The 13,264-nt window shown below is 36.3% G+C and carries 11 protein-coding genes; all 11 read right to left on the reverse strand.

Going from position 1 to position 13,264, the window contains the following annotated elements; translation table 11 throughout:
* Positions 1 to 22: 22 nt before the first annotated feature.
* The 11 genes from BLR54_RS02240 to BLR54_RS02290 all read right to left on the reverse strand — a co-directional run bounded on the left by BLR54_RS02240 (position 23) and on the right by BLR54_RS02290 (position 13,259).
* The gene (locus tag BLR54_RS02240) at positions 23 to 1,606 is read right to left on the reverse strand and encodes an NAD(P)/FAD-dependent oxidoreductase (RefSeq protein WP_090416588.1); all 1,584 of its coding nucleotides are present in this window, start codon (positions 1,604 to 1,606) and stop codon (positions 23 to 25) included.
* Positions 1,607 to 2,818, reverse strand: a complete 1,212-nt coding sequence (locus BLR54_RS02245; RefSeq protein ID WP_090416589.1) for an aminoacetone oxidase family FAD-binding enzyme — start codon at positions 2,816 to 2,818, stop codon at positions 1,607 to 1,609. It abuts the gene before it with no gap.
* A gap of 5 nt (positions 2,819 to 2,823) precedes the next feature.
* Positions 2,824 to 4,467, reverse strand: a complete 1,644-nt coding sequence (locus BLR54_RS02250; protein ID WP_242871184.1) for a putative polysaccharide biosynthesis protein — start codon at positions 4,465 to 4,467, stop codon at positions 2,824 to 2,826.
* Positions 4,468 to 4,512: 45 nt separating this feature from the next.
* Positions 4,513 to 5,649 carry a DUF3048 domain-containing protein gene (locus BLR54_RS02255; RefSeq protein ID WP_090416591.1) on the reverse strand — a complete coding sequence of 379 codons (1,137 nt, stop codon included), beginning with the start codon at positions 5,647 to 5,649 and terminating at the stop codon, positions 4,513 to 4,515.
* A gap of 20 nt (positions 5,650 to 5,669) precedes the next feature.
* Positions 5,670 to 6,167 (reverse strand): rRNA maturation RNase YbeY, encoded by a 498-nt coding sequence (gene ybeY, locus BLR54_RS02260; RefSeq protein ID WP_090416592.1) that lies wholly within the window; start codon positions 6,165 to 6,167, stop codon positions 5,670 to 5,672.
* On the reverse strand, positions 6,164 to 7,357 hold the full coding sequence (locus BLR54_RS02265) for a hypothetical protein (protein WP_143008389.1): 1,194 nt from the start codon (positions 7,355 to 7,357) through the stop codon (positions 6,164 to 6,166). The genes ybeY and BLR54_RS02265 overlap by 4 nt, the downstream gene beginning before the upstream one ends.
* Before the next feature lie 3 nt (positions 7,358 to 7,360).
* Complete coding sequence (locus BLR54_RS02270) at positions 7,361 to 8,344, reverse strand: PhoH family protein (RefSeq protein WP_090416594.1); 984 nt, start codon at positions 8,342 to 8,344, stop codon at positions 7,361 to 7,363.
* A 1-nt stretch (position 8,345) separates the two neighbouring features.
* Positions 8,346 to 9,650 carry a pyrimidine-nucleoside phosphorylase gene (locus tag BLR54_RS02275; RefSeq protein WP_176761832.1) on the reverse strand — a complete coding sequence of 435 codons (1,305 nt, stop codon included), beginning with the start codon at positions 9,648 to 9,650 and terminating at the stop codon, positions 8,346 to 8,348.
* Between the two features lie 29 nt (positions 9,651 to 9,679).
* Positions 9,680 to 10,159, reverse strand: coding sequence for a 23S rRNA (pseudouridine(1915)-N(3))-methyltransferase RlmH (rlmH, locus tag BLR54_RS02280; protein WP_090416595.1), 480 nt, complete (start codon positions 10,157 to 10,159; stop codon positions 9,680 to 9,682).
* Positions 10,160 to 10,417: 258 nt separating this feature from the next.
* The gene (locus BLR54_RS02285) at positions 10,418 to 11,587 is read right to left on the reverse strand and encodes a chitobiase/beta-hexosaminidase C-terminal domain-containing protein (RefSeq protein WP_090416596.1); all 1,170 of its coding nucleotides are present in this window, start codon (positions 11,585 to 11,587) and stop codon (positions 10,418 to 10,420) included.
* 1 nt (position 11,588) lies between these two features.
* On the reverse strand, positions 11,589 to 13,259 hold the full coding sequence (locus BLR54_RS02290; protein ID WP_090416597.1) for a formate--tetrahydrofolate ligase: 1,671 nt from the start codon (positions 13,257 to 13,259) through the stop codon (positions 11,589 to 11,591).
* Positions 13,260 to 13,264: the final 5 nt, after the last annotated feature.

The following is a 13,264-nucleotide window of genomic DNA, read 5'->3' on the forward strand; positions in this document are numbered from 1 at the left end:
TATCCTACCTTTTTAAATTAAATTAATTGTTTAAGTTATTAATAACTGCTTCAGCAACCTTTAATCCATCCATTGCTGCAGAAGTGATGCCTCCCGCATATCCGGCACCTTCTCCACATGGATATAAACCTAAAATATTAGATTGAAACAGCTCATTTCTATTAATTCTAACTGGTGATGAGGTACGACTCTCTATTCCAGAAAGAATTGCATCAGCTCTGTCAAAACCTTTTATTTTATGTCCAAAGCTTTCCATAGCCTCAATAATTGAAGCATTAATATCTTTTGAATAAATATCTGAAAGCATACCAAAAGCTGTATTGCCCTTTGTCTGTGTATCAAAATCACCATAAGAATTTGATAATCGGTGATTCTTAAAATCCTCATATAATTGCTGAGGTATTTTACCGTTGCAAAGAGAAAATGCTTTCTGTTCTATACCTCTTTGATACTCAATACCAGCAAGTGGATTTGCCTTATCAAATTCAGTAGCGCCAACCGAAACAACAATAGCTGAATTAGCATTTTTACTGTCTCGTTTTGAATAGCTCATGCCATTTACAACAAGACGATTCTCTTCAGAGGATGCGTTAACAACATAACCACCAGGACACATACAGAAAGAATATACACCTCTGCCATTATTAAGATTAGTTGCAAGCTTGTATGGAGCTGGTTCTAATGCCTTATAGGCAGGACCATACATAGTCTCAGAAATCATTTCCTGAGGATGTTCAATTCTAAAGCCTACAGCAAAATCTTTAGCCTCCATTGTAAAGCCCTTTTCATAAAGGGTTTTGAAAGTATCTCTAGCACTGTGTCCTATTGATAATACAACTGTATTGCAAGAATATTCTTTACCACCTGCAACAACACCAGTTATCTTGTTATCTTCAATTATAAAATCAGTAACCTGACAATTAAAATGGAATTCACCACCAAGCCTGATAATCTCATCTCGCATGGCTGCCACTACATTTTTAAGAATGTCTGTACCAATGTGAGGCTTATTATCGTAAAGAATAGATGATGGAGCACCAAACTTAACAAAGGTTTCAAGCACAAAGGTATTTCTTCCCTGCTTATCATTTACAAGCGTGTTAAGTTTTCCGTCAGAAAAAGTTCCTGCACCACCCTCACCAAATTGAACATTAGAGGCGGTATCTAAAACCCCTGTCTCCCAAAACTTAAGAATATCCGCAGTACGTTCCTCTACCTTTTTCCCACGCTCAAAAACAATAGGATTCATATTGTTGATAGCTAAAATATAAGCAGCAAATAAACCTGCAGGACCACAACCTATAACCACAGGTCGTGATGTAGATTTATTAAGCGTTGGAAGTTTATATTCCTTTTGGGTGTAGCTATTAATATTATTATCCTTAGATAGCTTTTTAAGAACCTTTGCTTCTAAGGCTGGATCCAATTTAACAACTACAGAGTATACAAAGAATAAATTAGGCTTTTTTCGAGCATCAACAGAACGCTTAAGAATGGAATACTCCCTAATATCAGAAGTATTAATCTTTAGCTTCTTTGCAATAGCTTTCTGTAATAAGCTTTCCTCTGATTCAATTTCTAATTTAATTTGGTCAACTTTTATCATTTAAACCTCTTTAATTATTGCATTAGCGGCAATATCAGCTGATGTGTAAGCCCAAGTTAAATTGTATCCGCCGCAAATACCATCCACATCTAAAACTTCACCTATAAAATATAATCCTTTTGTAGACTTTGCTTCCATGTTTTGAAGATCAATCCCTTCTAAATCAACTCCTCCGGCAGTTACCTGAGAATTATCAAAGCCTTTAGTTCCAGTAATATTTATAGAAAAATGCTTAAAGTTGTATACAAGGTTTTCAATATCCTCATCATCCAATTTGCTAACTAAAGTGTCTGGATAAATACGAGAATAAGAAATTACTAATTGAACAACCTTTTCATTGGCTATACCATTGAGAGAGGTTGTAATATCTGCTTTATCATTTCGTTCAAATCGTGCCTTAAGTTCATCCTTTAGCTGTGTCTCAGACATAAAGGAAACAAAATCCATAGACAAAGCTCCTAGATTTTTATCAAGCTCATCTAAACCGATAAAACGACTGATGCACATAACTGGATAACCAGATACACCATCTTTATTAAACTGTATTTCACCCTCACAAGTATGATTTTTATAGGTTACAGTTCCAAGGGCTCTAACTCCTGCTAGCTCTTTAAGACAAATGTCTTTACTGGTGGTTCCAACAAGAGCAGGTGCTAGCTTTGTCACCTTTAATTTAAACTTAGAGGCCATTTTATAGCCGATTTTTGAAGAACCAAGAGTTGCTGCTGATAAACCACCTGATGCTATACACACCTTCTTAGCCTGAATAGTACCTCTATGAGTGGTAACCGTAAAGATGTCGTTTTGTGTAATGTCAGTAACTCGACAGTCTAAAAATACATCTATATTCAGAGCAGTAATTTCATTTTCTAAAGCATCCCTAACAGTTTTTGCCTGATTAGTAATTGGATAATAATAACCATCAAGCTCTCTTTCCAAAACTCCAAGCTCTCTTAGAAAAACTCGTAAATCATCATGTTTATCTGGAATGAAATCTAATGCATTGTTGCTATAGTAGTATTCTGCACCCATACGTCTGTTGGTATAATTGCATCTTCCATTTCCTGTTGAAAGTATGCGTCTTCCTACCACACGATTAAGGTCTGTTAAACAGACCAAAAGACCTGCCCTTGCAAGTTTAATTGCAAGAACAAGTCCAGAAAAGCCAGCGCCTACTATGCAAACATCATATATCTTACTATCCTGTTCCATAAGAATTACCTCAATAAATGTAACGAATATGCGATATCACAAAGTTTTGTTCCTCCAGGGAACTTCATTAATGTTTCTTCATCTATTCCTTTGAATAAGAACATTGCAACAAAGTAAACAATAACTCCACAAATAATAGCTACGATACAACCAATGAAATTGGCAAATCCTTTTGAACAATTAATCGCAAACAAGCCGTATAGCATATGGTAAACCAAATAAACCATAACACCCATTAATGCACTTGCTTCTAAAGGAGCTAAGAATACTTTTTTAATGTCAATCCGTGCGCCAGAAAACTTTAAAACTGCAGATTGATTTAAGAAGCACATAAGCAAAGCGTAAAATGCATTAGCAATAATAACCGCATAAATGTGTAAATCGAAAAGCTCCATTAACACAAACAATAATGCCACATGAGCAACCAAGGCTACACAAGCATTTTTTACTGGAATAGTCATTTTATCTATTCCCTGTAAAATACCATTTGATAAAGTTGAAAGAGAATAGAAAATAATAGAGCAGCCACCAATCATAAGCATTAATGCTGACGACTTTTCATCGTCATTAAACAAAAGCTGCATAACAGGTGACGCTAGTACCATTAGGCCTACACAACAAGGGAAAGCTATAACCATAACAAATCTGTTAGCCATATTTATTTGTTTTTTTACAAGCTCTTTATCCCCTGAATTAAAAGCAGCTGTTAGGCTAGGAACAGTTGATGCCGCCATAGCAGATGCAATAGCCAAAGGTACGTTAATCAAAACCTTATACTGACCAGTAAATACTCCCCAAAATTCACTTATTTCAGAAGCCTTATGGCCCTGTAACAAAGCTATATTTTTGAAAATTCCCTGATCAATAATAGAACTAATATTATAAACCGTTGTGCTGAGAAGCACCGGTACAATTGTCAAAACTAAAGCAGATAAAATCTGATTATATCCTTCAAAATGTTTATGCTTATCCTTCTTCATCATCTTAACGAAGACTTTTCTGAATGCAAAATAGATAAACAAAACAAAAATTAATGCAAAAGCGGCACCTGTGGATGTACCAAGAGTTCCACCAGCAGCACCATATGCTGCACTATAGCCCTTTACATTTCCTAATACTCCGCCAACCTTTTTTCCATAGCTAAAAAGAATATGCGCTGCCACAACAGAAACAATTGCATTAACAATCTGTTCTCCAATTTGAGAGATTGCACTAGGAATCATTGTACCAAGACCCTGGAAAAAGCCTCTAAATACTCCAAGTATAGCTACCACTAAAAGAGTTGGAGCTAAGACCTTAAGCGCAATTGCTGAAAGTGGTGTCTTAAGAAGGGTGCCTGTAAAAAACTCAGCACCAAAGAAAACAACTAAAGAAGCAGCACCTCCTGTTATAAACGCAAAAAGAAGGGCGCCGTGCAAAACCTTGTTTGCGTCCTTGACGTGCCCTTTAGCCATTCTTGCAGATACAAGCTTTGAAACTGCAAGAGGAATACTGTATGAAGAAATAAGCAATATTATGTTGTAAATCTCATAAGCGGTACCATAGTAATCATTTCCTGTTTTTCCTATAGTAGCCGTCAGTGGGACTCTATAAATGAGTCCCACAATACGACTTATGATTGAGGCCAATGCAAGAATCGAACCCTGCATTAGAAATTTAGTATCGCTATGTTTGTTCCTTCTAGTCATAGATGATTATTTTGCCTTACTAAAGTCTGATTTATTAGCGTAATATACGTTCTCACCAGTGTATTCACGCTGACAAGCCTGAATCCATGTTGTACCAACATTGAGCTGAATTTCTTCGCCTGTTGCTGCATCATAGTAATGTGTAATAGATGAATCTGAGTCCTTAGACCACTTAATATCAATCATCTTACCATTTGAAATGTACTTACCAGTACCAGTGTTGTATGAAAGAAGGTATCCAAGATACTGAGAACCTTCATATGTCCACCACTCTACATCCTCGATAATGATGTTCTTAGCTGTAAGCTGCTGTCCTGAAAGAGCATCAACCTGCTTCTGATTAAACTCATATCTGTAGTATAATCCATCATCCTCATTGTATACCCAATAAGGCTTGTTAGTGTAATAGTACATCTGAATTGCCTGGCAATCTGTACCATTCTCAAGGTTATTACCGTTTGCTGCAAACTTAAAGTGTGGCTCATAGTTTTCAGGTAGTGTCATATCATACTTTGTCTTCTCAAGGGCAATATCAATACCTGTTGAGTTTGTATAAAGAGTATGCTCAGATTTTCCTGTTCTGTAAGTACCTGCACTGCCCTTCTTTCCTTCAAGCTGAAGTGCATTAAGGTTCTGTACAAGACCACCATCAATAAGCTCGAAAGCTGCTGGGTTACCACCTGCATGCATATAAACTGCATCGTACTCACTAGCAAAGTATACATAGTAAGGACGAGCACTACGTACATTACCAATCTGATCAAGACCTGTATAGTCATCAAAGATAGCCATCATACGTGTGATACCACCTTCAACAACACACTCATAAATTACACCTGCATTACCAATACCATACTGTGGTAAACATGCCTTTGTATTTTCGATCATTACAGCAACTGGACGCTGTCTTCCATAGGTAGGATCAACCCATTCACCTGATAAATAACTTCTAACTTTTCCATCCTCTGATACCTGATCAAAGAATGCTTTTGTGTTGTCTACTGCCTCAGCTGAAATATCTTCCTGATTATCAGCAATCTCAGAAGCAGCGTCTCCAATATCCGCCTGGTCCTTCTTACCACAAGCACCAAGCGAAAGGGCCATTGAAAGAATAAGCATAAGTGATACTACTCTTTTTTTCATAAACCAGTGTCTCCTTTTCCTTAATCTCGAGAAATATTTAGAAGACCTAATATTTCCCTTTGTTTTTCTTCCATGATAGATGCCTCAGCTTCTGTCATGTGATCAAACCCAAATAAATGTAACATACTATGGGCTATAAGAAAAGCATACTCTCGAAGTACAGAATGTCCATATTCCTCAGCCTGTGAGATAATGCGAGGAACAGATAAAACAATGTCTCCAAGAATTACTTCTCCTGTCTCAGGATTAAATAAATCATCATTTGATTCAATAGCATCAAAAACACCAGGAGCCTCGTATTCAATCATTGGAAATGATAATACATCCGTAGGTGCATCAATATTTCTAAACTCTTTATTGATGCTTTGAATCCCATCATTATCAGTAATAGTGATGCTAACCTCTGCTTCAAAAGGAAATTTTAATAAATCCATAGCAGTGTTAATAACATCATTAGCTACTTTCTCATAATCAAAATCAAAACTAAATTCGCATTCGCTTTCTATAAAAACTGTCATGCTAATATATCCTCGTTGGCTAATATTTCTCTAATGGCTAAAAACTGGTTCATAGTAAGACCAGAATTATCATAAAAGCCTTTCTGAGATAGCTCATTAATAGTTTGATAAATAACCATATTTTGATTCCAAGAACTACTCATTTGGTCTTTATCAAATAGTTCAACCTTGGTTACTACTGAATCTACCATGTGGACGATAGCTGATTCTTTAGTACTAGGTAGATAGATTATTCCACCGTACTCTGCAAGGATTTGGGTAACATCAGATGGAAAACAATTATCATTGGCAATTTTAAGAGCATTGTCAATCATTGGTTCCCCTTCGATTTTACCAAGTCTGTAATAAAAGCCACCGCAAGCTGCCAAGGGAGCATTGGCATTTATAGCCTCTGCACACTTTCTAGAAAAAACAGATACCCTGCTGGCGTGCTGATATTCAATATAGGAAAACTTTCTGATTTCCTGTACCAAGCTGTAATCAGGAACTAAAAATTCATCGTAAATATTTAGCTGCGCTTCCTCCACATATTTTGTAAATAAAGGTATAACAATCACAGATAATAAGCTTGCTATAAAACCTTCTGCTAAAGCGAAAACAAAAATAGATAAGGACAGCTCTAAATAGTTGAAATAATAAAAAATAATGGATAACAGGGTTGTTACTGAAAATATCAATACTAAGGTATATAACCTTTCAACCCCTTCTTTCTTTTCAATAAAATGTGATAACACATTTCCAAAGGCAACCATCAACGCATAACAAATAACAATATATGTGTTGTAGTCCATACATATGGCTGTGATTATAACCATGTATAAGCTGATAACATTAGAAATAGTATCATCAAACACTGTGCTAGCCAAAATCGGCAACACTATAAATGGTGCGAAAAAATCTGGCGCCACCATTGCGCAGATAATTGTAAATGCCCATGCTATCAAAATTATAAATGTTATTTTGCCATAGGTAATAAAATTGTATTCGGGAAGTGCCCCCTCCAACCGTTTACGAATCAATAGCAATATAAACAGGCAAAAGAAACAGGCATTAATTGCCGCCACACATATAAACTTATCTACTAAAACCGAATTCAACAAGCACAATAAAGTGTTAGCAATTATAAAAATAAATGCCATCCCGATAGTATAACCTATTCTTATGGATGAAAATCTATTAGTATGCTTCATGAGTTATTTTGACCTTTTTTTATTTTCTAGCTTTTTCTCATGTGTTTCGTATGCATTAACAATCTTTTGAACTAATGGGTGTCTAACAACATCCTTAGAATCAAGGGTACAGATTTTAATATCATCAATGTTTTTAAGGACCTTCATGGCATCGTCTAAACCTGATTTAACGCCATTTGGTAAATCCTTTTGAGTTTGATCTCCAGTGATAACAGCCTTAGAACCAAAACCTATTCTTGTAAGAAACATCTTCATTTGAGCTGGAGTTGTGTTTTGGGCTTCATCAAGAATAATAAAGGAATTATCTAAAGTACGACCTCTCATGTAAGCAAGAGGAGCTACTTCTATAAGCCCCTTTTCCATATTCCTTTGAAAAGCTTCAGCACCCATTATTTGATAAAGTGCATCGTATAAAGGTCTAAGATAAGGATCCACCTTACTCTGTAAATCACCTGGCAAAAATCCAAGCTTCTCTCCTGCTTCAATAGCTGGACGAGTAAGAATGATTCTTGAAACCTCTTCGTTTTTAAAAGCTGTTATAGCCTTTGCCATGGCAAGATATGTTTTTCCAGTACCAGCTGGACCTACACCAAACACTATCATGTTGTTAGTGATGGCATCTACATATTTCTTTTGACCTAAAGTCTTAGGTGCAACAGGCTTACCAGTAGTTGTATGACAGATTATCTCGCCTCTGGCTTCTGATACATCATGACTTTCAATTTTTTCTTTTTCTATTGACATAACATAATTTACATCCTGTGTTGTAATTGTATTCCCTTTTTTTGATAAAGCTAAAAGCTCATCCACAACCACCTTTGCATGCTCAGCATGACTTTTTTCACCTACAAGTTTTATCTCATCATTTCTTAAAATAAATGATACAGACATCCCCTGTTCGATGGTCTTAATATTCTTATCAAACTGTCCAAATATATTATCTATGTGGTCTGATGGAATACTGATATTTAAAGAAAAATCACTCATACTACTCAACAATATCGATAATCAATTCTGGATGCTCACACTTATCTGGACTAATGATAGTAGCATTCTTAATCATATCCATAGCATGAGGAATCTTAGACTCATCATTTGCGTGAATATAGCAAATAGGTTCACCCTTTTTGATTTCATCTCCCACTTTCTTATTTAAAATAATGCCAACAGCCATATCTATAACATCTTCGAAGGTTTCTCTACCTCCGCCTAAAGACATAGATGCAAGACCAATAGCTTCTGCCTTGATAGCATGAACATAGCCATCTGCTTCGGCAACAACAGGTACAACATGCTTTGCTGGAACAAACTTTGATAAATCCTTTGCATAAGAAGCGTCTCCACCTTGAGCTTCGATAAATTCTACAAACTTATCAAAGGCTTTACCACTTGCAACAGCTTCTTTCATTAATGCCTTTGCCTTAGCCTTATCAGTCTCAATGCCAGAGAAAACAATCATCTGTGAGCCAAGCTCATAGACAACAGTCATTAAATCCTCTGGACCCTGACCGTTCAATGCATTAATCGCCTCAATGACCTCTAAATCATTACCAATTGCATATCCTAAAGGTTCATCCATATCTGTAAGGACTGCAGCGATTTTTTTATCAGCGCGCTTACCGATATCAACCATAGATTTAGCAAGCTCTAAAGCTGATTCTTTATTCTTCATAAAAGCACCATCGCCAACAGTAACATCAAGTACAATGGCGTCAGTGCCGGCAGCAAGCTTTTTAGACATAATAGAGCCAGTAATAAGAGAGATTTCATCTACAGTAGCAGTTACATCACGAAGCGCATATAACTTCTTATCTGCAGGTGCTAAATTCTTAGACTGACCTGTAACGGCGATTTTGATAGAGTTAACCTGGTTAATAAACTGCTCTTCTGAAAGAGAAACATTAAAACCAGGAAAAGCCTCAAGCTTATCAATTGTTCCACCAGTGTGACCAAGGCCTCTACCACTCATTTTAGCAACAGGTACACCGATAGATGCAATAATAGGTCCCAAAACAAGTGTTACTTTATCTCCAACACCGCCAGTAGAATGCTTATCAATTTTAACGCCATCTATAGATGATAAATCAAGGATATCACCTGAATCTCTCATAGCCATAGTAAGATCATAGCGTTCTCTAACGTTCATGCCGTTAAAGTAAATTGCCATTAAAAGAGCTGAAATCTGATAATCAGGAATATCGCCATTAGTATAACCATTGATTATATGATAAATTTCTTCTGTAGAAAGCTCTTCTCCAAGTTTTTTCTTTTCAATTAAATCGTACATTCTCATGGTAAAAAACCCCTTTTCATATAATTGCCTTACTTGTGATAAGGTTCGTTTTTCATTATTCGCATAGCCCTATAGATTTGCTCTAAAAGAACAACTCTCATAAGCTGGTGAGGAAAGGTCATCTTAGAAAAAGAAATCTGATAATCGGCTCTTTTCAGAACCATATCAGAAAGCCCTAAGGAACCTCCAATTACAAAACTAATTGTACTTTTGCCTCTAATTCCTAAATCTTCTATGTAGTTTGAAAAAGCAACGGAATCCATTTGTTTGCCAAGAATAGCAAGAGCAATAACAAAATCTCTTTCGCCAATAGCTTTTAGAATACGCTCTCCCTCTTTATCTTTAACTATCTGGATTTCAGTGTCTGAAGCATTCTCAGAAGTCTTTTCATCAGCCACCTCAATTATCTTTACACTGCAATATTTTGATAGTCTTTTTGTATACTCATCTATTGCTTCTCTATAGAATTTTTCTTTTATTTTTCCTACGCAAAGTAGATTAATATTCATGGTATTTATTTTAGACTATTTCATATGATTACACAACATATATAGTCTAAAGAATCATAAAGCACAAGATATTATTTATCATTAACAAGAGCCTAAAATAAAGGATTTTTTCAAAAAATAAAAAGACACGCCTGCGGTGACGTGTCTTTCAAAGGGAGAATAATGTTATGAAAAATGTATCTCTTAATGAGATGCATTTATCTTACTAATAAATTATGTTCAAAAAGAGTGATATCTGTGAAATTTCTGTGAACAATATTATGGATTATAAATATAATCACCATGGAATATTGAACTTGAATTTCCCTTGTCGTCTACAATCACAATAGATAAAACGCTTGATCCCTTGATTATTGAAAATGGACCAGTATATTCTGTACCAAAATTCTTAGGATTTGTTCCATCCCATGTATAATATGCTTTACATCCCTCTGGCACTTCTATAGAAATCTGAACCTGCTCTGTATATGTTCCAGGAGCTGGACTCACAACAGGCTCAGCCACCTTAGCCGCCTTTATATTATAGGTTTCTGAAACTACTTCTGAGTACTCGCCCTTATCATTTAAGGTTACAGCCTTTACCACAGTCTCACCTTCAGCAAGCTTAATAGATTTAGAATAAAGCTTACCAGAGGTGGTAGGATTTTTACCATCTAAAGTATAGAAAATCTGATATTTCTTATTATCTGAGACAGTTAATTCTAATTCTACTTCACCTTCGTACTCTCCACCCTTAAGACTAAACTCAGGAGGGCTAGTAATATACTCAGAGAAAATCGAAGAAATATCATCATTAGGAGCCATTTGCATTAGCTCATAAATACCTTCCATATCTCCTAACTCAGAATAGGCATCAACCAGATATGTATAAATAGCTTTATTATCTGACTCGTAGTCTAAAGCTAATGACAAGTATTCAATAGCCTTGTCATATTCCTTTACTTTGTAATACATGCGGCCTACGCCGTAAATCGCTTCAAAGGAATCTTTATCAGAATTGTAAGCCTCCTCAAAATAACCAAGAGCTTTTGCGTACTGTTTATTTGATTCCGCCTCGATGGCTTTGTTCATTAAGCTATCGTAGGAATGACTTCCAAGGAACGGAATAATAACGATAACTCCAAAGAAAACAATAACTAAAAAAGCTATAATCTTCTTAAGGAAATCCTTATTTCGAATAATTGCATTAGTGGAACCACTTGTGGTTTTGTTATCAGTTTTAGGTTTAACAACAGGAGGTTTTGCTACCGGTTTATAAACTCCAGTAGCAAAACGATCATCCTTTGATTTATCTTTATCTTCTACAACTCGAGATAACAGCTCTTCTTCTAAAACATCATAATTTGGCACAAGCTGAATAGACTCCCCACAGGATGGGCAGTAAATAAGTCCAGATTCAATTTCAGCTCCACATTTTTTACAAATCATCCTAGAATAATCCTGTTATTACTCCATCATCAGTAACATCAATATTGTTAGCTGCTGGCTGTTTTGGAAGACCAGGCATAGTCATGATACTTCCTGTAACAGCAACAACAAATCCCGCACCAGCAGATGCGTATACTTCACGAACATTTAAGGTAAATCCTTCTGGTCTACCAAGCTTTGCAGCATCATCAGAAAGAGAATACTGGGTTTTAGCCATACAAACAGGGAAGTTGCCCATTCCAAGCTCTTCTATTCTCTTTAATTCCTTTTCTGCAGCTGCAGAATAAGAAACATCAGCTGCACCATATATTTCAGTGGCAACAGTTTTAATCTTATCTTTAAGAGAAAGGCTATCCTCATAAAGTGGTTTAAAGTTACTCTCCTTATTTTCGAGAACAGAAAGTACCTTCTCAGCAAGGGCTACGCCACCTTCTCCACCTTTTTCCCATACTTCAGAAAGAGCGAACTCACAACCTCTTTCCTCACAGAAATTTCTAACAAACTCAGTTTCAGCTTCTGTATCAGTAACAAAAGAATTAAGAGTTACAACAACAGGTACGCCGTACTTCTGAAGATTTTCAATATGCTTTTCAAGGTTAACAATACCCTTCTTTAAAGCATCTAAATTCTCATTTGTAAGTTCTGCTTTAGGAACACCACCATTATATTTAAGAGCACGAACAGTAGCAACAAGCACTACTGCATCTGGTGATAATCCAGCCATTCTACACTTAATATCAAAGAACTTCTCGGCTCCAAGATCTGCGCCGAAACCAGCCTCTGTAATAGTGATATCTGCCAGCTTCATAGAAGCCTTTGTTGCACGAACTGAGTTACATCCGTGTGCAATATTAGCAAATGGACCACCATGTACAATAGCAGGTGTGTGTTCTAAAGTCTGAATAAGATTTGGCTTTAAAGCATCCTTCAGAAGTGCTGCCATAGCACCAGTTGCCTGTAAATCATCTGCTGTAACAGGCTTTCCATCGAAAGAATATGCAACAATAATTCTTCCTAAACGCTTCTTTAAATCATGCATATCGTCTGCAAGACAAAGAATAGCCATAATTTCTGAGGCCACGGTAATAACGAAATGATCTTCTCTAACCATTCCATCCATCTTTGAACCAAGACCTACTACAATATTTCTAAGAGCTCTGTCATTCATATCAAGACATCTCTTCCACACAACCTGACGTGGGTCAATTCCAAGTGAATTACCCTGTTGAATATGATTATCAAGCATTGCAGCTAAAAGATTATTAGCTGAAGTAATGGCATGAAAATCACCAGTGAAATGAAGATTTAAATCTTCCATTGGAACAACCTGTGCGTATCCGCCACCTGCGGCACCACCTTTGATACCAAAACAAGGACCTAAAGATGGCTCTCTAAGAGCAAGACAAGCCTTCTTTCCTAAAACACCCATAGCCTGTCCTAATCCAACAGAGGTGGTAGTCTTTCCTTCTCCCGCTGGAGTTGGATTAATAGCAGTAACAAGAACAAGCTTGCCATTCTTATTGCTTTCGATTTTACTTAAAAGCTCATCAGAAAGCTTTGCCTTGTACTTACCATAAAGCTCTAAATCATCTTCGGTAATGTTTAAGGAACTAGCTACCTCCTTAATATGTACCATCTTTGCTTCTTGTGCGATTTGAATGTCTGACTTCATTTGAC

The organism is Pseudobutyrivibrio sp. YE44 (genome assembly GCF_900104335.1).
Lineage (GTDB): Bacteria > Bacillota > Clostridia > Lachnospirales > Lachnospiraceae > Pseudobutyrivibrio.